The 26,413-nt window shown below is 72.6% G+C and carries 26 protein-coding genes; 16 read left to right on the top strand and 10 right to left on the bottom strand.

Annotation, left to right across the window (positions count from 1 at the left end; genetic code table 11):
- Positions 1-91: 91 nt before the first annotated feature.
- On the bottom strand, positions 92-463 hold the full coding sequence (locus QM782_RS02405; RefSeq protein ID WP_415201344.1) for a DUF2946 family protein: 372 nt from the start codon (positions 461-463) through the stop codon (positions 92-94).
- 23 nt (positions 464-486) lie between these two features.
- Positions 487-1,422, bottom strand: a complete 936-nt coding sequence (locus QM782_RS02400; RefSeq protein WP_415201343.1) for a LysR substrate-binding domain-containing protein — start codon at positions 1,420-1,422, stop codon at positions 487-489.
- Positions 1,423-1,528: 106 nt separating this feature from the next.
- Here QM782_RS02400 and QM782_RS02395 point away from each other — a divergent pair, with 106 nt between their 5' ends.
- The 7 genes from QM782_RS02395 (at position 1,529) to QM782_RS02365 (ending at position 7,977) form a co-directional block, all read left to right on the top strand.
- Positions 1,529-2,377, top strand: coding sequence for a MaoC family dehydratase N-terminal domain-containing protein (locus QM782_RS02395; protein WP_415201342.1), 849 nt, complete (start codon positions 1,529-1,531; stop codon positions 2,375-2,377).
- Between the two features lie 46 nt (positions 2,378-2,423).
- Positions 2,424-3,584: an acyl-CoA dehydrogenase family protein gene (locus QM782_RS02390; protein ID WP_415201341.1), complete on the top strand. Its 1,161-nt coding sequence runs from the start codon at positions 2,424-2,426 to the stop codon at positions 3,582-3,584.
- A gap of 16 nt (positions 3,585-3,600) precedes the next feature.
- On the top strand, positions 3,601-4,794 hold the full coding sequence (locus QM782_RS02385; RefSeq protein WP_415201340.1) for a CaiB/BaiF CoA transferase family protein: 1,194 nt from the start codon (positions 3,601-3,603) through the stop codon (positions 4,792-4,794).
- Positions 4,795-4,805: 11 nt separating this feature from the next.
- Positions 4,806-5,555, top strand: a complete 750-nt coding sequence (locus QM782_RS02380; protein ID WP_415201339.1) for an electron transfer flavoprotein subunit beta/FixA family protein — start codon at positions 4,806-4,808, stop codon at positions 5,553-5,555.
- Between the two features lie 13 nt (positions 5,556-5,568).
- Positions 5,569-6,501 (top strand): electron transfer flavoprotein subunit alpha/FixB family protein, encoded by a 933-nt coding sequence (locus QM782_RS02375; protein ID WP_415201338.1) that lies wholly within the window; start codon positions 5,569-5,571, stop codon positions 6,499-6,501.
- 5 nt (positions 6,502-6,506) lie between these two features.
- Positions 6,507-7,172, top strand: coding sequence for an alpha/beta hydrolase (locus QM782_RS02370; protein WP_415201337.1), 666 nt, complete (start codon positions 6,507-6,509; stop codon positions 7,170-7,172).
- 73 nt (positions 7,173-7,245) lie between these two features.
- Positions 7,246-7,977, top strand: a complete 732-nt coding sequence (locus QM782_RS02365; protein ID WP_415201336.1) for a hypothetical protein — start codon at positions 7,246-7,248, stop codon at positions 7,975-7,977.
- 12 nt (positions 7,978-7,989) lie between these two features.
- Here the strand turns inward: QM782_RS02365 and QM782_RS02360 are convergent, their stop codons facing one another.
- Together QM782_RS02360 and QM782_RS02355 are read right to left on the bottom strand one after the other, a co-directional pair.
- Positions 7,990-8,976, bottom strand: a complete 987-nt coding sequence (locus QM782_RS02360) for an alpha/beta hydrolase (RefSeq protein WP_415201335.1) — start codon at positions 8,974-8,976, stop codon at positions 7,990-7,992.
- An 11-nt stretch (positions 8,977-8,987) separates the two neighbouring features.
- Positions 8,988-9,317, bottom strand: coding sequence for a hypothetical protein (locus QM782_RS02355; protein ID WP_415201334.1), 330 nt, complete (start codon positions 9,315-9,317; stop codon positions 8,988-8,990).
- A gap of 135 nt (positions 9,318-9,452) precedes the next feature.
- Here QM782_RS02355 and QM782_RS02350 point away from each other — a divergent pair, with 135 nt between their 5' ends.
- The 3 genes from QM782_RS02350 to QM782_RS02340 all read left to right on the top strand — a co-directional run bounded on the left by QM782_RS02350 (position 9,453) and on the right by QM782_RS02340 (position 14,707).
- On the top strand, positions 9,453-12,938 hold the full coding sequence (locus tag QM782_RS02350; RefSeq protein WP_415201333.1) for a TIR domain-containing protein: 3,486 nt from the start codon (positions 9,453-9,455) through the stop codon (positions 12,936-12,938).
- 72 nt (positions 12,939-13,010) lie between these two features.
- Entirely contained in the window at positions 13,011-14,048 is a 1,038-nt protein-coding gene (locus QM782_RS02345) for an isocitrate/isopropylmalate dehydrogenase family protein (protein ID WP_415201332.1), read from the top strand.
- The gene (locus tag QM782_RS02340) at positions 14,045-14,707 is read left to right on the top strand and encodes a YceH family protein (protein WP_415201331.1); all 663 of its coding nucleotides are present in this window, start codon (positions 14,045-14,047) and stop codon (positions 14,705-14,707) included. The genes QM782_RS02345 and QM782_RS02340 overlap by 4 nt, the downstream gene beginning before the upstream one ends.
- Here QM782_RS02340 and QM782_RS02335 read toward each other — a convergent pair.
- A complete protein-coding gene (locus tag QM782_RS02335; protein WP_415201330.1) occupies positions 14,691-15,884 on the bottom strand; it encodes a patatin-like phospholipase family protein in 1,194 nt (397 codons plus the stop codon). The two genes, QM782_RS02340 and QM782_RS02335, sit on opposite strands and share 17 nt — an antisense overlap.
- Positions 15,885-15,983: 99 nt before the next feature.
- Here QM782_RS02335 and QM782_RS02330 point away from each other — a divergent pair, with 99 nt between their 5' ends.
- The gene (locus QM782_RS02330) at positions 15,984-16,178 is read left to right on the top strand and encodes a hypothetical protein (protein ID WP_415201329.1); all 195 of its coding nucleotides are present in this window, start codon (positions 15,984-15,986) and stop codon (positions 16,176-16,178) included.
- Positions 16,175-17,359: an MFS transporter gene (locus QM782_RS02325; protein ID WP_415201328.1), complete on the top strand. Its 1,185-nt coding sequence runs from the start codon at positions 16,175-16,177 to the stop codon at positions 17,357-17,359. Before QM782_RS02330 ends, QM782_RS02325 begins: the two co-directional genes overlap by 4 nt.
- Positions 17,360-17,365: 6 nt before the next feature.
- On the opposite strand, the gene QM782_RS02320 is transcribed toward QM782_RS02325, so the two are convergent.
- The 4 genes from QM782_RS02320 to QM782_RS02305 form a co-directional block, all read right to left on the bottom strand.
- Complete coding sequence (locus tag QM782_RS02320) at positions 17,366-18,145, bottom strand: SDR family oxidoreductase (protein WP_415201327.1); 780 nt, start codon at positions 18,143-18,145, stop codon at positions 17,366-17,368.
- Positions 18,145-19,086 carry a 3-hydroxyacyl-CoA dehydrogenase gene (locus QM782_RS02315; protein ID WP_415201326.1) on the bottom strand — a complete coding sequence of 314 codons (942 nt, stop codon included), beginning with the start codon at positions 19,084-19,086 and terminating at the stop codon, positions 18,145-18,147. The genes QM782_RS02320 and QM782_RS02315 overlap by 1 nt, the downstream gene beginning before the upstream one ends.
- Entirely contained in the window at positions 19,086-20,093 is a 1,008-nt protein-coding gene (locus tag QM782_RS02310; RefSeq protein ID WP_415201325.1) for a Bug family tripartite tricarboxylate transporter substrate binding protein, read from the bottom strand. Before QM782_RS02310 ends, QM782_RS02315 begins: the two co-directional genes overlap by 1 nt.
- Positions 20,094-20,416: 323 nt before the next feature.
- A complete protein-coding gene (locus QM782_RS02305) occupies positions 20,417-21,220 on the bottom strand; it encodes an SDR family NAD(P)-dependent oxidoreductase (RefSeq protein WP_415201324.1) in 804 nt (267 codons plus the stop codon).
- 300 nt (positions 21,221-21,520) lie between these two features.
- Between QM782_RS02305 and QM782_RS02300 the strand changes: the two genes are divergently transcribed.
- A complete protein-coding gene (locus QM782_RS02300; RefSeq protein WP_415205567.1) occupies positions 21,521-22,333 on the top strand; it encodes a MurR/RpiR family transcriptional regulator in 813 nt (270 codons plus the stop codon).
- A gap of 13 nt (positions 22,334-22,346) precedes the next feature.
- Here QM782_RS02300 and QM782_RS02295 read toward each other — a convergent pair whose 3' ends face one another.
- Complete coding sequence (locus QM782_RS02295; protein WP_415201323.1) at positions 22,347-23,042, bottom strand: GntR family transcriptional regulator; 696 nt, start codon at positions 23,040-23,042, stop codon at positions 22,347-22,349.
- Positions 23,043-23,151: 109 nt separating this feature from the next.
- Here QM782_RS02295 and QM782_RS02290 point away from each other — a divergent pair, with 109 nt between their 5' ends.
- Genes QM782_RS02290 through QM782_RS02280 form a run of 3 tightly spaced genes read left to right on the top strand, consistent with a single transcriptional unit; the run spans position 23,152 to position 26,389 of the window.
- Positions 23,152-24,576, top strand: coding sequence for an FAD-binding oxidoreductase (locus QM782_RS02290; RefSeq protein ID WP_415201322.1), 1,425 nt, complete (start codon positions 23,152-23,154; stop codon positions 24,574-24,576).
- Positions 24,577-24,578: 2 nt separating this feature from the next.
- Positions 24,579-25,115, top strand: a complete 537-nt coding sequence (locus tag QM782_RS02285) for a TRAP transporter small permease (protein ID WP_415201321.1) — start codon at positions 24,579-24,581, stop codon at positions 25,113-25,115.
- A complete protein-coding gene (locus QM782_RS02280; protein WP_415201320.1) occupies positions 25,112-26,389 on the top strand; it encodes a TRAP transporter large permease in 1,278 nt (425 codons plus the stop codon). The genes QM782_RS02285 and QM782_RS02280 overlap by 4 nt, the downstream gene beginning before the upstream one ends.
- Positions 26,390-26,413 lie beyond the last annotated feature (24 nt).

The raw sequence follows: 26,413 nt of genomic DNA, 5'->3' as shown, positions 1-26,413 counted from the left end.
TGCGGCCGCCAGGCGGAGCGCAGTCGGCCCGGGCGTCGCGGGGGCGCCGTGCGATGCGCGGCCGCGGCGACGGACGGACGGTGCGCGAAGCTCAGGCCGCGGGCGGCCCGCGTGCCGGCAGCGGCGCGGCCGCGGCCGACGCGGTGCGCGCAGCTACGATGGGTCGCAGCGCGTGGCCGGGCGGCGCCGGCGGCGGCCATCGCAGCGCGGCGGGTGCCGGTGGCGCGCCACCGGCCGGCAGGCAGGCCGCGCAGTCCAGGTGCGAGGCGCCCATCTCCTGCACGCCGTCGTCGGTGTGCACGAGCAGCTTGACGCTGCCGCCGGCCGAGCAGACCAGCTCCATCGCCTGCGGATGCACCAGCGGCGACGCGGCGGCGGCCAGCAGCGCCAGCCCGAACCACAGCAGCGCCGCGCGGCCGATCAGGCCGTGGGCGAGCGAACGGAAGCGGGCGGCGCAGCGCATGGTCGCCGGGATTATCAGCGGGGCTACGGCTTCGCGGCGCCGATCCAGCGTGCCGGCCAGGTGCCGCCGGCCACCATCTCCTGCAGCACCCGCTGCACCAGCGCGTTCACGGCCGTGGCCGCCGCGGTGGGCGGGCGCGAGAGGTTGGTCGCGCACAGCACGCGGCGCGCCATGCGCGGGCTGTCGATGGCGGCGGCGCACAGCGTGCCGGCCGCCACCTCCTCGGCCACCGCGCCCATCGGCAGCACGGTACTGCCGATGCGCGCCTGCACCGCCTTCTTGACGCTGGGCAGGGACTCGATCTCGGCCACCACGTGCAGCGCCAGGCCCAGCGGAGCGCAAGCCTCGTCGATGATGCGGCGCAGCCCGTGCTCGCTGCCCGGCAGCACCAGCGGCCAGTCCTGCAGCGCCGGCAGCGGCAGCGCCTCGGGCAGCGGGGCGCTGCGCGGGGCGGTGACGAGCGCCAGCCGGTCCTCCAGCAGCGGCTGCTTGGCCAGCATCACGTCGGACGGGTCGCCGTACAGCAGCGCCAGGTCCAGCCGGCCTGACAGCAGCCATTCGCGCAGGAAACCGCTGTAGGCTTCCACCACCTTGAGCCGCACCTGCGGCAGCTCGCGCCGGCAGGCCTGCAGGATCGGCGTGGTGGCGATCAGCGCCACCGTGGTCGGCAGGCCGATGGCGACCTCGCCGCAGACGATGGCGGAGGACGCCCGCACCGCCATGCGCGCGCGCTCCACGTCGGCCAGTACCACCTGCGCGTGCTGCAGGAACACCTTGCCGGCCTCGGTCGGTTGCATGCCGCGGCTGGAGCGGTCGAACAGCCGGCTGCCCAGCTCGTGTTCCAGCGCGGCGATCTGCTGCCCCAGCGCCGGCTGGGCCACGTGCAGCCGCGCCGAGGCCTTCAGCAGGCTGCCGGCCTCGCTGACGGCGACGAAATAGCGCAGTTGCCGCAGTTCCATGGTCGATGTAGATGGGATCCAGCTAGCTGTTAGCCGCACAAAGTATTTCACAGATAGCTGCGCGGCTTGCAGAATGCGCAACCATCGCACAACGAGGAGACACTGGATGGCATTGGACATCGACCACCTGCGCGGCTGGATCGGCCGCACCGAGACGCTGGAGGACGTGGCCACGGCCGCGCCCGTGCGCGCGCTCGCCGCGACGCTGGACCGCGACGACGCGGCGCCCAGGCCCGGCGACGTGCTGTCGCCCTGCTGGCACTGGCTGTACTTCCTGCCGGTGGCGCGCCAGTCGCAGGTCGGGCCCGACGGCCATCCGCAGCGCGGCGGCTTCCTGCCGCCGGTGCCGCTGCCGCGGCGCATGTGGGCCGGCAGCCGCATCGAGTTCCCGGCGCCGCTGCACGTGGGCCAGGTGCTGTCGCGCACCTCGCGCATCCTGGACGTGCGGCTCAAGGAAGGCCGCACCGGCCCGCTGGTGTTCGTGAACGTGCGCCACGAGGTGCGCGGCGACGGCCAGCTCGCGATCCTGGAAGAGCAGGACATCGTCTACCGCGACATGCCGGCGCCCGGCGAGCCCGTGCCGGCCGGCGTGGCCGCGCCCGCCGACGCGCAGTGGGAGCGCCGCATCGTGCCCGACCCCGTGCTGCTGTTCCGCTATTCGGCGCTGACCTTCAACGGCCACCGCATCCACTACGACCGCCAGTACGTCACCGAGGTCGAGGGCTACGCCGGCCTGGTCGTGCACGGCCCGCTGATCGCCACGCTGCTGCTGGACCTGCTGCGCCGCCAACTGCCCGAGGCGCGCGTGAAGACCTTCCAGTTCCGCGCCGTCAAGCCGCTGCTGGACACCGCGCCGTTCGCCGTCTGCGGACGGCAGGACGGCGACACCGTGAAGCTGTGGGCCCGCACCGAAGACGGCCTGCTGGCGATGGACGCCACCGTCACCCTGTACTGAATCCGAATCCCGCAAGTCCAACCCCCAGACCCCAGGAGACCGAACCATGTTCAACGAGAGCGACGACCACCAGGAGATCCGCGACGCCGTGCGCCAGCTGTGCCGGCAGTTCCCGGACGAGTACTTCCGCAAGATCGATGCCGACGACGCCTATCCCGAGGCCTTCGTCGACGCGCTGATCCAGGCCGGCTGGCTGGCCGCGATGATCCCCGAGGAGTACGGCGGCACCGGCCTGGGCCTGACCGCCGCCTCGGTGATCATGGAGGAGATCAACCGCTCCGGCGGCAACGCCGGCGCGGTGCACGGCCAGATGTACAACATGGGCACGCTGCTGCGCAACGGCTCCAAGGCGCAGAAAGACAAGTACCTGCCCGGCATCGCCGCCGGCAAGCTGCGCATCCAGTCCATGGCCGTCACGGAGCCGACCACCGGCACCGACACCACCAAGATCAAGACCACCGCCGTCAAGAAGGGCGACCGCTACGTCGTCAACGGCCAGAAGGTCTGGATCAGCCGCGTGCAGCACTCCGACCTGATGATCCTGCTGGCGCGCACCACGCCGCTGGCCGAGGTGAAGAAGAAGTCCGAGGGCATGTCGATCTTCATCGTCGACCTGCACCAGGCCACCGGCAACGGCCTGACCGTGCGGCCGATCCCCAACCTCGTGAACCACGAGACCAACGAGCTGTTCTTCGAGAACCTGGAGATTCCCGAGGAGAACCTGATCGGCCAGGAAGGCCGGGGCTTCAAGTACATCCTGGACGGGCTGAACGCCGAGCGCACGCTGATCGCCGCCGAGTGCATCGGCGACGGCTACTGGTTCATCGAGCGGGCGCGCAAGTACGCCAGCGAGCGCGTCGTGTTCGACCGGCCGATCGGCCAGAACCAGGGCGTGCAGTTCCCGATCGCCGACGCGCTGATCGAAGTCGAGGCGGCCAACCTGATGCGCTTCGAGGCCTGCAAGCGCTACGACGCGCACCAGAACTGCGGCGCGCAGGCCAACATGGCCAAGTACCTGGCGGCCAAGGCCAGCTGGGAGGCGGCCAACGTCTGCCTGCAGACGCACGGCGGCTTCGGCTTCGCCAAGGAATACGACATCGAGCGCAAGTTCCGCGAGACCCGGCTGTACCAGGTGGCGCCGATCTCCACGAACCTGATCTACTCGTTCGTGGCCGAGCACATCCTCGGGCTGCCGCGCTCGTTCTGACGCAGGAGGCCGCGCCATGACCCGCCCCCTGGACGGCATCACCGTCGTCACGCTGGAACACGCGATCGCCGCGCCGTTCTGCACGCGCCAGCTCGCCGACCTGGGTGCGCGCGTGATCAAGGTCGAGCGCCCCGGCGCCGGCGACTTCGCCCGCGCCTACGACGAGCGCGTGCGCGGCCTGGCCTCGCACTTCGTCTGGACCAACCGCTCCAAGGAAAGCCTCACGCTGGACGTCAAGCATCCGCAGGCGCAGCAGGTGCTGGCCCAACTGCTGGAGCAGGCCGACGTGCTGGTGCAGAACCTCGCGCCCGGCGCGGCCGCGCGGCTGGGCCTGTCCTTCGAGGCGCTGCACGAGAAACACCCGCGGCTGATCGTCTGCGACATCTCCGGCTACGGCGACGCGCCCGGCAACCCCGGCCCCTACCGCGACAAGAAAGCCTACGACCTGCTGATCCAGAGCGAGTCGGGCTTCCTGTCCGTGACCGGCACGCCCGACGAACAGGCCAAGGCCGGCTGCTCGATCGCCGACATCGCCGCCGGCATGTACGCGTACAGCAGCATCCTCGCAGCGCTGATCCAGCGCGGCAAGACCGGCCAGGGCAGCCGCATCGACGTGTCCATGCTGGAGAGCATGGTCGAGTGGATGAACTTCCCGCTGTACTACGCGTTCGACGGCGCGGCGCCGCCGCCGCGCGCCGGCGCCGCGCACGCCACCATCTACCCCTACGGGCCGTTCCCCGCCGGCGACGGCGCCACCATCATGCTGGGCCTGCAGAACGAGCGCGAATGGGCCAAGTTCTGCGACAAGGTCCTGCGCCAGCCGGCCCTGGCCACCGAGGAACGCTTCGCCGCCAACTCGCGCCGCGTGGCCAACCGCGAGGCCCTGCGGGCGCTGATCGTCGACAGCTTCGCCAAGCTGACGGCCGACGAGGTGCTGCAGCGGCTGGACGAGGCGCAGATCGCCAACGCGCGCGTGAACACCATGCACGACGTCTGGCAGCACCCGCAGCTCAAGGCGCGCGGGCGCTGGACCGAGGTGGAGACCTCGACCGGCCCGATCCCCGCGCTGCTGCCGCCCGCCAGCACCAGCAGCTTCGCGCCGCGCATGGATTCCGTGCCCGACCTGGGCCAGCACACCGACGCCATCCTGAACGAGCTCGGCTGGACGTCCGAATCGATTGCACAACTGCGCGCCGAGCGCGCCATCTGAGGAGAGAGCCCATGAAGATCCTGGTCCCCGTCAAGCGCGTGGTGGACTACAACGTGAAAGTCCGGGTGAAGTCGGACGCGAGCGGGGTGGACATTGCGAACGTGAAGATGTCGATGAACCCGTTCGACGAGATTGCGGTGGAAGAGGCGGTGCGCCTGAAGGAAAAAGGCGCGGCCACGGAAGTGGTGGCGGTGTCCTGCGGCGTGGCGCAATGCCAGGAGACGCTGCGCACGGCCATGGCCATCGGCGCGGACCGCGCGATCCTGGTGCAAAGCGACGCCGAACTGCAGCCGCTGGCGGTGGCCAAGCTGCTCAAGGCCCTGGTGGACAAGGAACAACCCGGGCTGGTGATCCTGGGCAAGCAAGCCATCGACGACGACTGCAACCAGACCGGCCAGATGCTGGCGGCGCTGGCCGAACTGCCCCAGGCCACCTTCGCCAGCAAAGTCGAAGTGGCCGGCGACAAAGTCAAGGTGACCCGCGAAGTCGACGGCGGGCTGGAGACGCTGGAACTGGCCACGCCGGCCGTCATCACCACCGACCTGCGCCTGAACGAGCCGCGCTACGTCACGCTGCCCAACATCATGAAGGCCAAGAAAAAGCCGCTGGAGACCGTCAAGCCCGAAGACCTCGGCGTAGACGTGCAAAGCAAGCTCAAGACCCTCAAAGTCAGCGAACCGCCCAAACGCTCGGCCGGCATCAAAGTCCCCGACGTCGCCACCCTGGTGGCCAAGCTCAAGAACGAAGCCAAGGTCATCTGAAGAAAGACACGCCATGAGCATCCTCGTCATCGCCGAACACGACAACGCCAGCCTCAAAAGCGCCACGCTGAACACCGTCACCGCCGCCCAAGCCTGCGGCGGCGACGTCCACGTGCTGGTCGCCGGCCACAACGCCGGCGCCGCCGCCCAGGCCGCCAGCCAGATCGCCGGCGTCGCCAAAGTCCTGCACGCCGACGCCCCCAGCCTGGCCCACGCCCTGGCCGAAAACATCGCCGCCCAAGTCCTGGCCATCGCCGGCGGCTACAGCCACATCCTGTTCGCGGCCACCGCCGGCGGCAAGAACGTCGCCCCGCGCGTAGCCGCCAGGCTGGACGTCGCCCAGATCAGCGACATCACCAAAGTCATCGGCGCCGACACCTTCGAGCGCCCGATCTACGCCGGCAACGCCATCGCCACCGTGCAAAGCGGCGACAGCGTCAAAGTCATCACCGTGCGCACCACCGGCTTCGACGCTGCCGCCGAAAGCGGCGGCAGCGCCGCGGTGGAAAGCCTCGCCGCCGTCGCCGACACCGGCAAGAGCGCCTTCCTCGGCTCGGAAATCGCCAAGAGCGAACGCCCCGAACTGACCGCCGCCAAGATCATCGTCTCCGGCGGACGGGCGCTGGGCAGCGCGGAGAAATTCAACGAAGTCATGACCCCGCTGGCCGACAAGCTCGGCGCGGCGATCGGAGCCAGCCGCGCGGCGGTGGACGCCGGCTACGCGCCCAACGACCTGCAGGTCGGGCAGACCGGCAAGATCGTGGCGCCGCAGCTGTACATCGCCGCGGGCATCAGCGGGGCGATCCAGCACCTGGCCGGCATGAAGGACTCCAAGGTGATCGTGGCGATCAACAAGGACCCGGAGGCGCCGATCTTCTCGGTGGCCGACTACGGGCTGGAGGCCGACCTGTTCCAGGCCGTGCCGGAGCTGGTTAAGGCGCTTTGAGCGCCATGCGCCTGGAGCCGGCCGCGCCGGCGGGCGTGCAGCTGCTCGACGGCCCCGCCGGGCCGATGGAAGTGCTGCTCGACGCGCCGGCCGGCGTCCAGGGCACGACCGCGGCGGGCATCGCCGTCGTCACCCACCCGCAGCCGCTGCTGGGCGGCCATGCGCGGCACAAGCTGCCGCAGTTCCTGGCGCGTGCGCTGGCCGAGGCCGGCTGGCAGGTCGCCCGCCCCAATTTCCGCGGCGTGGGCGCGAGCGCCGGCGTGCACGACGAGGGCCGGGGCGAGGCCGACGACGTGCTGGCGCTGTGCGCGGCCCTGCGCGCCGCCTGGCCCGGCCGGCGCCTCGCGCTGCTCGGCTTCTCGTTCGGTGCCTTCGTGCAGGCGCGCGTGGCGCACGCCCTGGCGGCGCGCGGCGAACCCGCGTGGCGCGTGGGCCTGGCCGGCATGCCGTTCGGCAGCGTGCCGAGCGGCCGCCGGTTCGACACGCCCGGCGGCATCGCCGACGCGCTGGTCGTGCACGGCGAGCGCGACGAGGTCGTGCCGCTGGCCAACGTGCTGGACTGGGCGCGGCCCGGCACGCAGCCCGTGGTCGTGGTGCCGGGCGCGGACCATTTCTTCACCGGTCGCCTGCCGGTGCTGCGCCAGCTGATGCTCGCGCACCTGGCCGGCTGACGGGCTGACGCGGCCTTCCTCGCGGCCGCCGGCCGCCTGACGGGACGTCCGTCCGGCCGGTATCCTCCGCCGCATGCGCAGCCCCATCGATTTCAGTTCCTGGCAGGGCGTGCTGTCCACGCTGCTGGGGCTGGTGCTGGTCTCGCTGGTGGCGGTCGCGGTCCGCCTGCTCGTGATGCAGCGCGTGCAGCAGCGCCGCGAGCGCCAGAACCGCCAGATCAACGAACGCCTGAAGACGCTGATCGCGGCCTACAAGACGCTGGGCGGCTCGTTCACCGGCGAGCTGGCGGTCGACCCGCGCCACCTGCGCGACCAGCGCCAGCGCGCCGCCGAGACCGCCGGCGAAGGCGCGGACGACGGCGGCGCCGGTGCCGAGCGCCGCCGCCGCATCCGCGATGCGGTGGAGGCGGCGCTGTCCGACGTCATCCTGCTCGGCACCGCCGAGCAGGTGCGCCTGGCGGCCCGGGCCGCGCAGGACATGGTCGCCGGGCGCCAGATCGAGACCGCGGAGCTGGTGCTGTCGCTGCGCACCTTCATCCGTCAGGTGCTGGACCTGGAGGCGATTTCGGCCGACGTGGCGGTGCCCCGGCAGGGGCCGCTGCGCACCGGCGCCGGGGGTGGTCGCGGCGCGGCGGCGGGCGCGTCCCAGGGCGGGCGCGCGGGCGGCGGCGGGGCTGGGCAGGGCGGCGGCGCCGGCATGGCCGCCGGCGGGATGGCCGGGCTGGGCCTGGCGCGGCACGCGGCCGGTGAGGAGGGCGATGCCGCGCCTGCTTCCGCGTCGCCGACGGACGAGCGCGGCGGCTGAGCCGGCGCCCACCTACCGCGTGCGGCCGGGCGCCGCGACGAAGTCCGCGATCGCCTCGGCCACGCCGGCGGCCAGCGGCAGGCGGGCATCCCCGTAGGCTGCCAGGTTGGCCGCGCGGTCGTCCGCCGGCACGGCCTTGAGCACGTGGTTCGCTGCGGGCAGCAGCACCAGCCGGCTGCCCGGCGCGGCCGCCGCCAGGCGGCGCGCATCGGCCACGCCGACCTGCAGGTCGCGCCCGCCCTGCAGCACCAGCGCCGGCAGCTGGACGCCGGCCAGCAGCTGCGCCGGATCGAGCGCGAAGCTGCTGACCAGGAAGCCCTGCACGCGCGGATGGAACAGCGGCCGCAGCGCCGGGTGCAGGGCCGAGACGTCCACGCGCCGGCCGGCCTCCAGCGCGTCGATCGCCGGCAGCGCCTGGCCCAGCAGCGGGCCGTTGGCGGGATGGGCCTGCAGCTGCTCGCGCAGCACCTGGCCGAGCGGCCGCCCGGCCGTGGCGACCAGCACCAGGCCGCACAGGCCCTCGGTGCCGCGGCGGGCCGCGGCCAGCGCGACCAGGCCGCCCTCGCGGTGGCCCCGCAGCCAGACGCAGCCGGCACCGGTGTCGCCGCGCAGCGCGCGCACCCAGCCGTGGACGTTGTCCGCGTAGTCCTCGACCGTCACCGCGTTCGCGTCGGCCACGGCGGCGGCGCTGCCGAACATGCCGCGCTTGTCGATGCGCACGGTGGTGATGCCGCGCGCGGCCAGCGCCTGCGCGAGCCGCCGGTAGGGGGCGGCCTGCAGCCCGGCGGCGGGCGCGTTGCCGTCGCGGTCGGTCGGGCCGGAGCCCGGGATCACCAGCACCACCGGCGCGGCCGGCGTGCCGGGCCCGGCCAGCGTGCCCTGCAGCGGCGCCAGCGGCCCCGGCGCCTGGACCGTGCGTTCGGCCGCGGCCGAAGCGGCGGCACCGCAGGCGAGGGCGCAGGACAGCAGGGCGGGCAGCGGCAGCAGCTTCCTCGGCATGGGGGTTCCCTTCAAGCGATGGCGTCGCCGAACTGCTGCTCGAACGCCGTGCAGAACGCGGCCGATCCCGCCAGCGACAGGCTGAACACGCGCAGCGGCTGGCCGGCGCCGCCGACGTCGTCGGCCACCTGCAGCTCGGCCTCCCAGTCGCCGCCGTCCTCCACCGGGCCGCGGTCGGGGAACTGCGTCCCGGCCCAGTCCAGCACCTGCGCGATCTCGGCCTCGACGGCGGCGGCGTCCGCGGGCACGACGGCCGCCATGGCCTCGAACAGGCCGGTGCCGTCGGTGCCGGCGCTGGGGTCGAACAGCAGGTAGTGCAGGGAGAAGGGCGGGGCGGTCATGTGGTGCGGCAGGGCAATGGCGGAGCGGGCTGGCAAATATCCACCAATTGCACGATGCCGGCGCACCAGCGTAACGCTATGCTGCGCCGGCCGACGGGCGACTCGATCCCGCGGCCGCGCCACGGAGGAGAGAGCATGGGGGAGCCGCTGCTGTTCCTGTCGCACGCCGGCTGCGACACCGAAGCCGCGCTGGCGCTGGCCCGGCGCATCGAGGCCGCGCCGGCGGCGCGCGCGCGTGGGCTCAGGGTCTGGGTGGACAAGCGCGACCTGCGCCCCGGCACGCCGTGGATGGACCAGCTCGAATATGCGATCGCGCAGGAATCGACGGCATTCGCGGTCTACCTCAGCGAAGCCGGCGCCGAGCACTGGGTGCGCATGGAGGTGCGGGTGGCGCTGGACCGCGTGATCGCAGACGGCCGGCGCGGCGCGCACTACCCCTTCCTGCCCGTGGTCGAGCGCAACCTGCTCGACATCGCGCGGCTGCCGCCGTTCGCTCGCCACTACCAGGGCGTGGCCCTGTCGGCGGACGACGGTCTGCAGCAACTGATCGCCGCCGTGCTGGGCGACGCGGCGGAGCCGCGCCGCATCGCGCTGGTCGACGAGCCCTTCCGCGGCCTGGAGGCCTTCGGCGCCGACCATGCCCACCTGTTCTTCGGCCGCGATCAGGAGACGCGCGAACTGCTGGACAGGCTGCGCACGCAAAGCCTGGTCATGGTGGTCGCCGACAGCGGAGCCGGCAAGTCTTCGCTGGTGCAGGCCGGCGTGGTGCCCGGCTTCCGCGAAGGCCGGCTGGCCGACCCCGGCGCGCCGCGCCCGGGCCCGGGCAGCTGGCACGTGGTGCAGATGCGGCCGTTGAACGTGCCGCTGCAGGCGCTGGTCGATGCGGTGTCGGACAGCGCACGCGATGTGCCGGACCTGCAGGCCGCGCTGTTCGACCAGGCCTGCAGCCGCCTGAAGCAGGGTGACGCCAGCGCGCTGGCCGACGTGCTGCGCGCAGGCGCGCCGCGCGGTGCGCAGGTGCTGCTGGTCGTGGACCAGTTCGAGGAACTGTGGACGCAGACGCTGGACGGGCGCCTGCGCACCACCTTCCTGGACGGACTGCTGCTGGCCGTGGCGCCGGTGGACCGGCGCGTGCGCGTCGTCGCCACCATGCGCCGGGACCATTTCTTCCAGACGGCGTCGCATGCCGGGCTGTACCAGCGGCTGGAGGCGGATGGGCGGGCGGCATGCTTCAGCCTGCGCCGCATGGCCGACACGCAGCTCCGGGATTGCATCGAGAAGCCGCTGGCGCTGGCGGGCGTCGACGCGCGGCAGGCGGCGGTATTGGCTGCCGAGGTGCTGCGTGACGTGGGCGGCGAGCCGGGCGAACTGGCCCTGGTCGAGATGGCCCTGTTCAAGACCTGGGCCGAGCGGAACAGGCACCCCACCCTGCTCGATGCCTACAAGGACATCGGCCGCGTCGAAGGCGCGTTGGCGTATGCGGCCGAAGAAGCGCTGCACCGGCTCGGCCCGGCGCGCGCGGCGCTGGCCGAGACGGTGTTCGTCCGGCTCGTCACCCAGTCCGCCGAGGGCGGCGTCACGCGGCGCCGCGCGCACCGCGACGAGTTCGCGCCCGCCGCCTGGGCCGTCGCGCAGCAGCTGGGCACGCGCGAGTCCAACCGCCTGCTCGTGCTCGGGCGCGAGCCGGCGGAGGGTGAACGGGCCGGCGGCGCGGCCCTCTCGGCGGCGGCCGGCGACGCCAGCCACACGGTCGAACTGGCGCATGAACAGATCGCCACGCAATGGGTGCGCTACGGCCAGTGGCTGCGCGGCGTCGACGGCCAGGCCGAGGACAAGGGTGCGCTGGACCGCCTGATCGTGCGTGTGCAGGACTGGGTGGCGGGTGGCCGGCGCTGGAGGGAGGCGACGGCCGGCCGCGGCGAACGCATCGCGTTCGACCGGCTGCGCCAGCGGCGTGGGCACTGGATGTCGGTGGACGAGCAGTCGTTCACCCGGCTGGCCTACTACGTGGCGGGTTTGCCGTGGGCGCTGGCGGGATTCGGCGTCGTGGTCGCCGTGTTCGGCGGGGGGATGTGGATCTTGCAGCAGCAGGTGCGCCTCGTCGATGCCGAGGCCAACGAGATCGGGCACCAGCTCGCGCCAGTGCAGCAAGTGCAGCAACTCGATGACGAGGCGGTACGGCAGCTGATGACTGCCGACGAGAAAGTCCGGCTGGCGTTTGCGATCAAGCTGCGCAGTGATCCTGGATTGGCGCGGTTGTTCAGCCGGCATGCTTGGGTCATCACGCGAGCACTCGCCGGCCGTTCGGCGGCATTGCGCGATCAGTTGATCCAGCAGGTCGTCATGCCGGCTTCGGATGCTGCGGGTTTCGATACGCTGCGTGCGGTTGCCTCTCTGGGTGTGGGGCTGTCGACGCCGCACGCCATCGAGCCGCTGCTCCAGGCGATGGGCGCGACCACGGATGTAGGTGCCCTGCGTGCCCTGGGCGAGGGCCTGGCGGCGGTGGCTGCCAAGCTGGATGCGCAGCAGGCCGGGCGGGCGATCGAGCCGCTGCTCCAGGCGATGGGCGCGACCTGGGATGCAGATGCCCTGCGTGCCCTGAGCCAGGGACTGGCGGCGGTGGCTGCCAAGCTGGATGCGCAGCAGGCCGGGCGGGCGATCGAGCCGCTGCTCCAGGCGATGGGCGCGACCACGGATGCATTTGCCCTGCGTGCCCTGGGCGAGGGCCTGGCGGCGGTGGCTGCCAAGCTGGATGCGCAGCAGGCCGGGCGGGCGATCGAGCCGCTGCTCCAGGCGATGGGCGCGACCACGGATGCAGTTGCCCTGGGTGCCCTGGGCGAGGGCCTGGCGGCGGTGCCTGCCAAGCTGGATGCGCAGCAGGCCGGGCGGGCGATCGAGCGGGTGCTCCAGGCGATGGGCGCGACCAGGGATGCAGATGCCCTGCGTGCCCTGGGCCAGGGACTGGCGGCGGTGGCTGCCAAGCTGGATGCGCAGCAGGCCGGGCGGGCGATCGAGCGGGTGCTCCAGGCGATGGGCGCGACCACGGATGCAGATGCCCTGCGTGCCCTGGGCCAGGGACTGGCGGCGGTGCCTGCCAAGCTGGATGCGCAGCAGGCCGGGCGGGCGATCGAGCCGCTGCTCCGGGCGATGGGCGCGACCACGAATGCATTGGCCCTGCGTGCCCTGGGCCAGGGCCTGGCGGCGGTGGCTGCCAAGCTGGATGCGCAGCAGGCCGGGCGGGCGATCGAGCGGGTACTCCAGGCGATGGGCGCGACCACGAATGCATTGGCCCTGGGTGCCCTGGGCCAGGGCCTGGCGGCGGTGCCTGCCAAGCTGGATGCGCAGCAGGCCGGGCGGGCGATCGAGCCGGTGCTCCAGGCGATGGGCGCGGCCACGAATGCAGGTGCCCTGGGTGCCCTGAGCCAGGGACTGGCGGCGGTGGCTGTCAAGCTGGATGCCAAACAGGCCGCCATGGCCATCCAGTCGGCGCTTGCCATCCCGTTTTCCGATCGCGAGACCGTCGACCGGCTCCTCCAGCCGATCCACCAACGCCCGCCCGCTGGCATGCCCGCGTCGGCTACTTTGTGGGATGTACTGGCCTGGGTTCCCGGGCGGCCGTAGCAGTTGCCTGAACCGCGCCGGCGGCCGCCGCCGGTTATGCTGCCCCGCGTTTCCGTAGCCAGGAGGCCCGCCATGACCATCCCCATCCCCGCCACCCTGATCGCCGGCGACGGCATCGGCCCCGAGATCGTGGAGGCCACGCTGGCTGCGCTGGACGCCCTCGGCGCGCCGTTCGACTGGGACCGCCAGGTCGCCGGCCTGGGCGGCGTGCAGGCCGCCGGCGACCCGCTGCCCGCGGCCACGCTCGCCAGCATCCGCCGCACGCGGCTGGCGCTGAAGGGGCCGCTGGAGACGCCCTCGGGCGGCGGCTACCGCTCGTCCAACGTGCGGCTGCGCGAGGAGTTCCAGCTCTACGCCAACCTGCGCCCGGCGCGCACCCTGATCCCGGGCGGGCGCTTCGACAAGATCGACCTGCTGGTCGTGCGCGAGAACCTGGAGGGCCTGTACATCGGCCACGAGCACTATGTGCAGATCGACGGCGACCCGCACGCCGTGGCCATGGCCACCGGCATCAACACCCGCGCCGGCAGCCGCCGCCTCCTCGAGTACGCGTTCGACACCGCGGTCGCCGCCGGACGCCAGAAGGTCACGCTGGTGCACAAGGCCAACATCATGAAGGCGCTGACCGGCATCTTCCTGGAGACCGGGCTGCAGCTGTACGAGGAGCGCTACAGGGGCCGGTTCGCGCTGGACACCGTGATCGTCGACGCCTGCGCGATGAAGCTGGTGCTGAACCCCTGGCAGTTCGACATGCTGGTCACGACCAACCTGTTCGGCGACATCTTGTCGGACCTGGTGGCCGGGCTGGTCGGCGGCCTGGGCATGGCGCCCGGCGCCAACATCGGCAAGGACGCCGCGATCTTCGAGGCCGTGCACGGCTCGGCGCCCGACATCGCCGGCCAGGGCGTCGCCAACCCGGTGGCGCTGCTGCTGGCCGCCGCGCTGATGCTGGAGCACGTGCGGCTGCCCGACCTGGCGCGCCGCCTGCGCACCGCCATCGACGAGACGCTGAATGTGGACCGCGTGCGCACCGGCGACCTGTACGGCGGCACGGCCGGCACCGCCGCGTTCACCAAGGCGCTGGTCGCGCGCATCCGGGGCGGCGCATGACGGTCCCCATCCTGTCCCTGGCCGAGGCCCGCGTGCTCGGCGTGCTGATCGAGAAGCAGCGCACCGTGCCCGACACCTACCCGCTGACGCTGAACGGCCTGGTGGCCGGCTGCAACCAGAAGACCAGCCGGCACCCGGTCATGGAACTGACCGACGCGCAGGTGCAGGAGGCGCTGGACAACCTGCGCGCGATGAGCCTGGCGAGCGAGAGCAGCGGCGGCCGCGCGATGCGCTACGCCCACAACGCCGACGGTGTGCTGCGCATTCCCTCGCAGTCGCAGGCGCTGCTGGCCGTGCTGCTGCTGCGCGGCCCGCAGACCGCCGGCGAGCTGCGCATCGCCAGCGAGCGCATGCACAACTTCGCCGACATCTCCTCGGTCGAGGCCTTCCTGGACGAACTGGCCGAACGGCCGGCCGGCGCGCTGGTGGCGCGGCTGCCGCGCCTGCCCGGCGCGCGCGAGAGCCGCTGGATGCACCTGCTGTCCGGCGGCGCGCCCGAGGCCGCCGCGGCGCTGGACGCGCCGCTGCCGGCCACCGACCCGGCCGGCGAGGTGCCGGCGCTGCGCGCGCAGGTGGCGCGGCTGCAGGACGAGGTGGCGGCGCTGAAGGTGACGCTGGAGCGCGTCTGCGCCGAGCTGGGCATCACCCCCAGCCCATGAACGCCCGCACCTCGCCGGCGCGCGCCAGCGTGTCGGCCCGGCCCAGCGCCATCAGCTCGCAGGTGAAGCCGGCGTCGAACAGCAGGTAGCTGGCGAAGGCGGCGGCCTGCGCGGCGCTGGCCGGGCGCGGGCGGTGGTCGGCGAACAGCCGGTGCACGACGCCGGGCAGCTTGTGGACGTGGCGCTCCGCGATCGCGTCCAGCCGCTGCGAGGGCGTGATCAGCAGCAGCTCGACCGGGCGCAGCGTGGTGGCCGCGCGCGCCGCCGGCGGCACCAGCGCCAGCGTCTGGTTGATGCGCAGCATCCGCTCCACGTCCACCGGCAGCGCGTCCAGGAAGATGCTGGACAGCGCGTGGCCGGCGATCTGCGCCACGCTGGGCGCGCCGGTGTGGGCGTTCGGCGCCGGCATGCCGGGCGGCTCCTGCAGCCGGCCGGCGCCGACGGCCAGGATGCGCGCGGCGCCCAGGTGGATGGCCGGCGACAGCGGGGCGGACTGGCGCATGCTGCCGTCGCCGAAGTATTCCGTGCCCTCGGGCATCGGCAGCGCCTGCGCCGGGAACACGAACGGGATCGCCGCGGAGGCCAGCAGGTGGGCGTGCGTCAGCGGCTCCTGGACGGCGCGCCGCTGCGAGCGCAGCCAGGGCTGCATCGGCCGCGCCGCCTGGTAGAAGCTGACGTGGTCGCCGCCGCTGTAGCTCGATGCGGTGATCGCCAGCGCCTGCAGGTGCCCGGCGCGCAGCAGCGCCGGCAGGCGCTTCAGCGGCACCAGCCGCTCCAGCAGGCCGGCCAGCGGGGCGTTGTCCAGCAGGCTGGCCGGCTGCGCGTGCCGCCAGCGCACCAGCAGCCGCGCCAGCCCCCACAGCATGCGCAGGTGGCCGGGCGCGTCCAGCAGCTTCAGGGTGCCGACGTCGTACACCTGCTCGGGCCGGAACCGCTGCCAGACCAGTCCCATCGCGGTCACGGCCCGGTCGAAGTCGGCCGCGCCGCAGGCCAGCGCCGCCGCGTTGATCGCGCCGGCCGAGGTGCCGACCAGCACCGGGAACGGGTTGCCCGCGGCCGCCGCGCCGGCCGCGCGCCGCAGCTGCGCCAGCGCCTGCAGCACGCCGACCTGGTAGGCCGCCCGCGCGCCGCCGCCGGTCAGCACCAGCGCCGTGGGGGCGGGGGAGGGGGGGCGCATGCGGCGAGTCTAGGGCGTGCTCCGACGGGCGTTGCTTGGCGTCGGCCCTAGGTATGCTCGGCGGCTTCGCCCCGCGGCTGCTGCCGCCCCTGGTTTGCCATGCCCCTGTTCGTCGCTCCTGCGCTCCACCCGCTGGGACCCGCGCGCCTGCCGCGCGTGCTGGCCGTGCCCGCCCACATGGCGGCTGGCGAGGCGCCGCGGCAGCAGATCCGGTGCGCGGGCGCGTTGCCCGGGCGCGGCGGCGGCCAGGTGGCGCGGCGCCGGCCGCAGAAGCGCAAAGGCGCGGCCGCATGAGCGCGCCGCAGCACCGTGGCGCGGTCTTCACGGTCGCGCTGGCGCAACTGCTGGGCACCTCGCTGTGGTTCAGCGCCAACGCCGCGGCCGACGACCTGGCGCGGGCCTGGGGCCTGGGTGCGTCGGGCATCGGCTGGCTGACCGGCGCGGTGCAGCTGGGCTTCATCCTCGGCACGCTGGTGCTGGCCCTGGCCGGGCTGGCGGACCGCTTCGCGGCCAGCCGCATCTTCGTCGCCAGCGCCGTGCTGGGCGCGGCATGCAACCTCGGCTTCGCCTTCCTGGCCACGGGGCTGGCGAGCGGCATGGCGTTCCGGTTCTGCGTCGGCCTGAGCCTGGCCGGCGTGTACCCGCTGGGCATGAAGCTGATCGTCGGCTGGGCGCCCGCGCGCGCCGGCGCCGCGCTGGCGCTGCTGGTGGCCATGCTGACGCTGGGCACGGCGCTGCCGCACGCGCTGCGCGCGCTGGGTTCGTCCTGGGACTGGCAGCTGGTGATCTCGGCCTCGTCCGTGCTGGCCCTGGCGGCGGCCGGGCTGGTCGCCGCGCTCGGCGACGGGCCGCATGCGCCGCCGCCGCTGCGCGGGCGCCGCGGCGTCCAGGCCTCGGTGCTGCAGGCCTTCGCGGCGCCGCAGCTGCGCGCCGCGGCGCTGGGCTACTGGGGCCACATGTGGGAGCTGTACGCGTTCTGGACGCTGGTGCCGACGCTGCTGGCGCAGGCCGGGCTCGCGCAGCGCACCGGCTGGAGCGTGCCGGCGCTGTCCTTCGCGGTCATCGCGGCCGGGGCGGCGGGCTGCCTGCTCGGCGGCGCGCTGAGCCAGCGCCTGGGCAGCGCGCGCGTGGCCGGCGGGGCGCTGGCGCTGTCGGGCCTGTGCTGCGTCGTCTGCGCGGCGGTCGGCGAGCGCCTGCCGGCGGCCGGGCTGGTGCTGCTGTTCGCGGTGTGGGGCGCTGCCGTGGTCGCGGATTCGCCGCAGTTCTCCGCGCTGTCGGCCCGCAGCTGCCCGCCGCAGTGGGTCGGCAGCGCGCTGGCGATCCAGAACTCCATCGGCTTTGCGCTGACCGTGGCCGCGATCGCGCTGACGACGGTGCTGGTCGAGCGCTGGGGCCTGCGCACCGCCTGGCTGCTGCTGCCCGGGCCGGTGCTGGGTTTGGCCCTGTGCCGCCCGCTGTGGCGGGCGGGGGGCTGAAGCTTCTCAGCCCAGGTGCTCGACGTTGCCGCAGACCGACAGGCTCTGGCCGCTGATGGCAGCGCCCGCCGGCGAGCAGATGAACAGGATCTGGTGCGCGATGTCCTGGGCGCTGACCATCCTGCGCAGCGACACCTTGGACAGCACGCGCGCGCGCATGGCCTCGTGCCCGATGCCCAGGGAGGCCGCCTTGGCCGCGATCACGCGCTCCTGGCGCTCGCCGGCCACGACGCCCGGCAGGACCGCGTTGACGCGGATGCCGCAGGGGCCGAGTTCCATCGCCCAGGTCTGCGTCAGCCCGATGACGCCGAACTTGGAGGCCGCGTACGGCGTGCGCAGCGGAAAGCCCAGCCGGCCGGCCGTGGACGACAGGTTGACGATGGCGCCGCCGCCGGCCGCCTTGAGCAGCGGCACGGCCCGCCGCGCGCAGAGGAAGGTGCCGGTCAGGTTGACCGCGATCGTGCGGGCCCAGGCCTCCGGCTCCACGTCTTCCAGTGCGGCCGTGGGGCCCGCGACGCCTGCGTTGTTGACCAGCACGTCCAGGCGGCTGTCCCAGCGCGAAGCCAGCTGCGCGAACAGCGCGTCCACCTGCGCCGCGTCGGACACGTCGGCCACGCTCTGGCCGACGCCCGGCCAGCGTGCGCGAACCTCGGCCAGCGCCCGCTCGTCGACGTCGCAGATGTGAACCTGCGCACCACCCGCGGCGAAGGCTTCGGTGATCGCCAGTCCGATGCCTTGCGCGCCGGCCGTCACCAGCACGCGCAGGCCTTCAACACCCGTGTCCATCATGGCTCCGATCCGTCCGGCTGCCGTCTTTGGTGCGCGCGCAGCGCCATCAGGCGCACGTCGCGCCAGCGGGCGCGCTGCGCCAGCTGGTCGGCGCCGAGCACGCGCCGGCGCTCCGCCTCGATGCCGGCCACGAGCTGCGGTGACCAGGCGTTGGGCCCCTGCGAGGCGCCGACCGCGGCGTAGGTGTGGCCGTAGCGCTGCGCATAGTCCGCCACGCCGGCCGGCGCGTTCAGGTCGATCGTCTCGAACGGCCCCATGAACGACCAGCGCAGGCCGAGCCCGTGCTTCATGACCTTGTCCAGGTCGGCCGTGCTCGCATAGCCCTGCTCGAACAGGTTCAGCACCTCGTTGAGCACGGCGCCCTGGATGCGGTTGAGCAGGAAGCCGTCGATCTCGCGCCGCACCAGCACCGGCTCCTGGCCGGCGCGCGCGTAGAGGTCCATCGCGCGGGACACGGCGTCTTGCGCAGTCCACGGGGCGGGGCACACCTCCACCAGCGGCACCAGGTTGGGCGGGTTCGTCGGATGCGCCACCAGGCAGCGGTGGCGCCCGGCCAGCGCTGCGGTGAAGCGCGAGGCGGGGATCCACGAGGTGGAGCTGGCCAGTACCGCGTCGGGCGGCGCCAGCGCGTCGAGCTGCTCGAAGATCGCCTGCTTGGCCGGCACGGTCTCGGGGATGTTCTCCTGCACCAGCGCCACGCCGGTGCAGGCGCCTGCCAGCGAATCCGTGGGCGCGATGCGCGCGGCGATCGCGCCGGGTGTCTCGTCGAGCAGCCCGGTGGCATCCATGTCGTGCAGGGTGTCTGCGATGCTCCGCACCGCGGCGTCCAGCGTCGCGGACCGGGTGCCGTACAGGCGGACCTGCCGGCCGGCCCGTGCGAAGACGATGGCCCAGGCCCGGCCGATCAGGCCGGCGCCGACGACGGCCACGCTGGGCATCAATCCGCCCGGATGTCGTTGGCCTTCACCACCGCGCCCCACAGCGTGAACTGGTCGCGCGTGAGCTTGGCCAGGTCTTCGGGCGTGCCGCCGCCGGGCTCGTCGCCGCGCTCGACGACCGAGCGCACCACGGCCGGGTCTTTCAGCGCCGCGTTCATCGCGGCGTTGGCCTTCTGTACCACGGCGGCGGGCAGGCCGGGCGGGCCGTAGAAGCCGATGAAGGAGCTGATCTCGAAGTCTTTCAGGCCCACCTCGTCGGCCGTCGGCACGTCCGGCAGGATTGGCACGCGCGTGCGGGTCGTGACCATCAGCGGCCGCATCTGGCCCGACTTGATGAAGGGCGAGACCACCGACACGGCGTCGAAGATGGCTTCGACGCGGCCGGCGATCAGGTCCACGGCCACCGCGGCGCCGCCCTTGTACGGCACGTGGTTCATGGCCGGCTTGCCCAGGCGCTCGCGCAGCAGCTCCATCGTCACGTGGGTCAGGCCGCCGGCGCCGGAGCTGCCGTAGTTGATGCCGGTCTTCTTGCCCTCTTCCTGCACGAAGCGCACGAACTGCTGGTAGTCCTTGATCGGCGAGGTGGCCGGCACGACCAGCACCAGTCCGGAGGTGAGCATGGTGCCGATCGGCGTCAACTTCAGCGGATCGACGACCGGCGTGTTCTTGTAGGTGTGCGGCGCGATGGTCATCACGCCGTTGCCGGCCAGCAGCCGGTAGCCGTCCGGCGGCGACTTCATCACGTAGTCGTTGCCGATGTTGCCGTTCATGCCGCCCCTGTTGTCGATGATCACCGGCTGCCCGAGCACCTTCTGCATGCCCGTCGTCAGGGCCCGCGCGACGAAGTCGGTCTGGCCTCCGGGCGGGTAGCCCACAACGATCGTCACGGGCTTGGTCGGCCATTCGGCCTGGGCGTGCACGGCCGGGACGGCGAGAAGCGCGCTGCCGGCGATCAATGCGGCGCGCAGTGCGGTGCGCCGGGCGGCGTTGGGCTGGAAGTCGGACATGGTGCGGTGTCTCCTGTCGGTCGAGGTCGTAAGGGAAGGGGGATGGAGCGGGATCTCAGTTTTCCGCGGCGCCGGCGCGCCACCCGCAGCGCATGCAACCGGGCTGCAGGCAGTGGTTCGAACGGCCGCTGAGCAGGCCATGCCCGCGGGCGCCACGGACGGGCCTTGCCCGGCCGCAGGCGTGCCTTGCCGGCCGCAGCGGCTCCGGAGGAGCCGCCTCGTCGGGCCGTCCAGGCCTGCGCAGGCAGGCTTGGAGCCGCGGCCCTCCGCCCCCTGGAGGGGGTTGGCGAAGCGCGCAGCGCGCAGGCCGGGGGTGTCTCATGTCAAACGGGCTGGGGGTTCTTGGCGAGGTCGTACAGGATCGCCGCGCTGGTCAGCCCGCCATCGACGACCAGGTCGTGGCCGGTGACGAAGCGGGCGTCGTCGCTCGCCAGGAACGCGATCACGTCGGCGACTTCGTCAGGGCGCCCGTAGCGGGCCATGGGCGTGGCTGAGACGATGGCGTTGCGCACGATCTCGTTGTGCAGCGTCGCGGTCTGCGGCGTCTCGATGGGGCCGGGCGAGACCGAGTTCACCGTGATGCCGAAGGGCGCCAGGTCGATGGCGCAGGACTTGGCCAGCGCCAGCACGCCGCCCTTGGACGAGGAATAGGCCACGCGGCCGGACCAGACCTGCTGGCCCGAGATGGACGCCAGGAACACGATGCGTCCCGCCCTGCGCTCGGCCATGTGCCGGGCCACGGCCTGGGTGCACAGGTAGCTGCCCGTCAGGTTGATGCCGATCACGCGGTCCCAGGCGTCGAGGGTGTTGTCGAGCACGGAGCCCTGGTGGCTCACGCCGGCGCTGTTGACCAGCACGTCGATGGCGCCGAAGTCGGCGCAGGCCTGGCCGACCACCTGCCCGACGTTGGCAGCATCGCGCACGTCCAGCCGGTACGCGCGCACCTGGCCGTCGCCCGCGCCGAGTTCGGCGACGGCCGCGCGCAGGCGGTCCTCGTCGACGTCCGCCAGCGCCACACGGGCGCCGTCGCGCACGAGCCGTCGCGCCGTCGCGAAGCCCAGGCCGCTGGCGCCGCCGGTGATCAGAGCTACCTTGCCGGCCATGCGGCCGGGTGGGGGAGGGGTCATGCAGGTCTCCAGAAGAATGTCGATGGGGCCGCGGACAGGTGCCTGGGGCAGAGGGGCGCGGCACCCGGGGATTGTAGAAATTATTATCTATTACGTGGAAATATAGAAATATATGAAAAAGGCTTCTCCGATAGATGAAACCCGGAGGCCGCGGCGTTGTGCTGGCCGCCGCCCGTTGTACCGTTTGGGGCGCGCCCGCGCGGCTGCGCGCGCGCTGCCTGACTCCGGTACCCGCCGATGACCGCCTCCCAAGATTCCTTGCCGACCCGCAAGCCCGCCAGCGCGGAAGAACTGCTGGTGATGGCCCGCGCCCATTTCGACGGCTTGAGCCGGCAGCTCAAGCTCATCGCCCGGCACGTGGAGGCGAATCGCGAGCGCATGGGCCTGGAGGGCATCCAGGAGACCGCGGCGAAGTGCGGCGTGCAGCCGTCCGCGGTGGTGCGCTTCGCGCAGCATTTCGGCTTGTCGGGCTTTTCCGAGATGCAGGCGCTGTTCCGGCACGAGGCCGCGCAGAAGCTGGTGCCGCACCCGGACTACCGCGACCGGATCCGCTCGCTGGTGGGCAGCGGCGCCCGGCCGCTGGCGTCGGCCCGGATCGCCGAAGAGGTGATCCGCGGCAGCGTGGAGAGCCTGCAGGCGCTCGAAGCCGGCCTGGCGCACGCGGACTTCGAGGCCGCCGTGGCGCTGATGGTGGAGGCCAAGGCCCTGTGGCTGGTGGCCGCCCGGCGCGCCTTCCCGGTGGGCGCCTACCTGGCCTATGCGCTGCAGCAAACCAGCAAGCCCATCCACTGGCTGAACGGGCTGGGGCACATGCAGCACGCGGAGATGCGCGCCATGTCCGAGGGCGACGTCATGATCGCCGTGTCCTTCGATCCCTATGCGAAGGAGACGCTGGAGGTGGTGGAGGCCGCGCTGGCGCGCGGCGCGCGGCTGATCGCGCTGACGGACAGCAAGTTCAGCCCGCTGGTCCGGCAGGCGTCGGCCACGCTGCTGGTGCAGGACAGCGCGCCCTACGGCTTCCGCTCGCTGACCTCCACGCTGTGCCTGGCCCAGTCGCTCTTCATCAGCCTGGCCTACCGCATGGAGCTGGAGCCCCCGCGGCTGCAGCGGTAGGCGGCGGGCCCCGTCAGGCGCGGGCGCCGCGCCGTGCCTTCAGGTTGGCCACGTAGCTCGCCCGCGTGCCGGCCACGTGCTCGCGCATCAGCGCGTCGAAGGCGGCGAAGTCGCCCGCGACGAAATGCGCCAGCAGCTGCCGGTGCTGCTCGAAGCCGGCCGGCTTGAGCACGTCCTGCGTGGCCGACAGGTGCGTGCGCATGGCCGCGATCTTGGCGCCGGCCGTGGCGTAGGCGGCCTGCAGGTAGGGGTTGCCGCAGTTCAGCACGAAGGCCTCGTGCAGCCGCGTGTCGGCGCGGCTGTAGCGCACGCCGTCCCTGGCCTTGCGCGCGGCGGCCATCTCGGCGATGGCGGCCTGCAGGTCGGCGATGGTCTGCTCGCGCGCGTTGCGGTGCGCCAGCTCGGCCGCGCGCGGCTCGATCAGGCAGCGGAACTCGCACAGCGCCTCCACGTCGGCCTCGGTCGGCTCGAACACGTAGCTGCCGCGCTGCGGCCGCACCGCCACCAGGCCGAGCGACTGCAGCTGCGCCAGCGCCTCGCGCACCGGCGTGCGGCTCACGCCGAATGAGGCGGCCAGCGTCTCCTCCGCGATCATCTCGCCGAGCGCGAACTGGCCGTCCACGATGGCGTCGCGCAGGCGCTGCGCGACCTGCGCGGCCAGCGACCTGGGCGTGTCGATCTTGAAGCGGAGGGCGTTGGGGTCCGGCATGCGCGGAAGTCTCGCAGATACCGCCGCGGGCCGCGGCGCCGGCGGCTGCGCCTGCCATCGGTGTTTGTACTAGTGCTTTAGTACCTTACATACAAGACACTGCGCGGCCATGAACACCACCAGCTTGCCGGGCGTGGACGCGGCCCGGGCCATCGAAGTCCTGTCGCGGCTGCGCGAGCAGCTGGGCGCGGCCGCCGTGCTGATCGGCGACGACGTGCCGGAACGCAACCGCAACGACTGGAGCACCCAGCCGCCCACGCGCCCGCTGGCCGTGGTGCGGCCGGTCGACGCCGCGGGCGTGTCGGCCGCGCTGCGCGCCTGCCGCGAGGCCATGCTGCCGGTGGTGCCGCAGGGCGGGCTGACCGGCCTGTGCGGCGGCGCCCGGCCCGAGGATGGCTGGGTCGCGCTGTCGCTGGAGCGCATGGTCGGCGTGGAGGAGATCGACACCGCCGGCTCCACGATGACGGTGCGCGCCGGCACGCCGCTGGAGGCGGTGCAGCGCGCCGCCGCGGAGGCCGGCCTGTACTTCGCGCTGGACCTGGGCTCGCGCGGCTCCTGCGCGATCGGCGGCAACCTGTCGACCAACGCCGGCGGCAACCGCGTGATCCGCTACGGCATGGCGCGCGAGCTGGTGCTGGGGCTGGAATGGGTGCTGCCGGACGGCACCATCGTGACCAGCCTGAACAAGATGATGAAGAACAACGCCGGCTACGACCTGAAGCAGCTCTTCATCGGCAGCGAAGGCACGCTGGGCGTCATCACGCGCATCGTGCTGCGCCTGCATCCGCAGCCGGGCTGCACACTGTCGGCGCTGTGCGCGCTGCCGGACTACGCGGCCGTGGTGCGCCTGCTGGGCGAGGCCCGGCGCGGCCTGGGGCCGCTGCTGTCGGCGTTCGAGGTCATGTGGCCGGACTACTGGCAGGTGGTGACCGAGCGCGTGGGCGTGCGCTCGCCGGTGGCCGGCCGGCACGGCTTCTACGTGCTGGTCGAGGCCCAGGGCACGGACGAGGCCGTGGACGGCCCGCGCTTCGCCGACTGGCTGGAGCGCTTCGCCGGCAGCGGCGTGCTGGCCGACGCCGCGGTGGCGCAGTCGATGGCCGACACGCAGGCGTTCTGGGCGCTGCGCGATGCCTGCTCGGAGTTCTTCCAGGTGCTGGGCCCGCACATCTCCTACGACGTGGCGCTGGCCGTGCGCGACATGGACGCCTTCGCCACGCAATGCAAGGCGGCGCTGGCCGAGCAGATCCCGGGCTGCGAGAGCATCTACTACGGCCACATCGGTGATGGCAACGTGCACCTGGTCGCCTGGGTGCCGGGCCTGCCGCTCGAGGCGCAGCCGAAGAAGCGCATGGACGACGCGATCTACGGCACGGTGCGCGCGTTCAACGGCAGCGTCTCGGCCGAGCACGGCATCGGCACGGCCAAGAAGCCCTACCTGTCGTACGCGCGCAGCCCCGAGGAGATCGCGCTGATGCGCACGCTGAAGCAGGCGCTCGACCCGCACAACCTGCTGAACCCCGGCAAGGTCATCTGACCATGGACCGCGTCTTCAAGGCGGTGGAGGCGGTGCTCGCCGTGCTGCTGCTGGGCATGGTGCTGATGGTGTTCGGCAACGTGGTGCTGCGCTACGTCTTCAACTCGGGCATCGAGGTGTCCGAGGAGCTGTCGCGCTTCTTCTTCATCTGGCTGACCTTCATCGGCGCCATCGTGGCCATGCGCGAGGGCGCGCACCTGGGCATGGACAACTTCGTCAGCCGGCTGTCGCGCCGCGGCAAGCTCGTCTGCCTGGCGCTGTGCCAGGGCATGGTGCTGTTGTGCTGCGCGATGATGTTCCGCGGCACCTGGGTGCAGCACGAGATCAACGCGACCACGGCCGCGCCGGTCACCGGCCTGTCGATGATCTGGGTGTTCGGCGTGTCCTACCTCACCAGCGTGGCGATCGCGGCGATGGCGCTGCACACGCTGTGGCGCATCGCCACCGGCCGCATCACGGACGGCGAGCTGATCGCCATCAAGGAGAGCGAGGAGGCCCTGCCCGACACCCACGCGGAAGCTCAGGCGGCCAGGCCATGACCATCGCCGTCTTCACCGTCTCGCTGCTCGGCGCGATGCTGCTGGGCCTGCCGATCGCGTTCGCGCTGCTGGTCTGTGGCGCGGCGCTGATGGTGGCGCAGGGCCAGATCGACACCACCATCCTGTCGCAGAAGCTGATCGAGGGCGCCGACAGCTTCCCGCTGCTGGCGATCCCGTTCTTCATGCTGGCCGGCGAGCTGATGAACGCCGGCGGCATCTCGCGGCGCATCGTCAACTTCGCGCTGGCCTGGGTCGGCCACATCCGCGGCGGCCTCGGCCTGGTGGCGGTGTTCGCCTCGGTCATGATGGCCGCGATCTCCGGCAGCGCGGCGGCCGACGCCGCCGCCATCGGCGCGCTGCTGATCCCGATGATGCGGCGCGCCGGCTACGACGTGCCGCGCTCGGCCGGCCTGATCGCCGCCGGCGGCGTGATCGCGCCGGTGCTGCCGCCGTCGATCGGGCTGATCGTGTTCGGCGTGATCGCCAACGTGTCCATCGGCAAGCTGTTCCTGGCCGGCATCGCGCCCGGGCTGATGATGGGCGTGGCGTTGCTGCTGGCCTGGCAGTGGGTGGCGCGGCGCGACAACGTGTCCGTGCTGCCGCGCCAGAGCATGGCCGCGCGCGGCCGCGCCGCGCTGGACGGCGTCTGGGCGCTGCTGATGCCGCTGGGCATCATCGGCGGGCTGAAGTTCGGCGTGTTCACGCCGACCGAGGCCGGCGTGGTGGCCTGCGTCTATGCCTTCGTGCTGGGCGCGCTGGTCTACCGCGAGCTGCCGCTGCGCGCGGTGTACGGCCTGCTGGTGTCGGCGGCCAAGAGCACTGCGGTCGTGGTGTTCCTGATCGCCGCGGCGCTGGTGTCGGCCTGGCTGATCACCACGTCCGACGTGCCGCAGCAGGTCTCGGCCATGCTGCAGCCCTTCATGTTCAACAAGATCGTGCTGATGTTCGTGATCATGGCGCTGGTCGTGGTCGTCGGCACGGCGCTGGACTTCGCGCCCACGCTGATGATCCTGACGCCGGTGCTGATGCCGGTGATCAAGGAGGCCGGCATCGACCCGGTCTACTTCGGCGTGCTGTTCATCATGAACAACGCCATCGGCCTGATCACGCCGCCCGTGGGCATCGTGCTGAACGTGATCTGCGGCGTGGCCAAGATCTCGATGAAGGACCTGATGAAAGGGCTGTGGCCCTTCCTGTGGGCCGAACTGGCCGTGCTGTTCCTGCTCGTGCTGTTCCCCGACCTGGTGCTGGTGCCGCTCAGGTGGTTCAGCTGATTCCCGCCTCTTCAACCCGGAGAC

This window comes from Pseudorhodoferax sp., from assembly GCF_047601025.1.
Taxonomy (GTDB): domain Bacteria; phylum Pseudomonadota; class Gammaproteobacteria; order Burkholderiales; family Burkholderiaceae_C; genus Pseudorhodoferax.
This window is presented reverse-complemented; position numbering and strand designations above follow the sequence as displayed.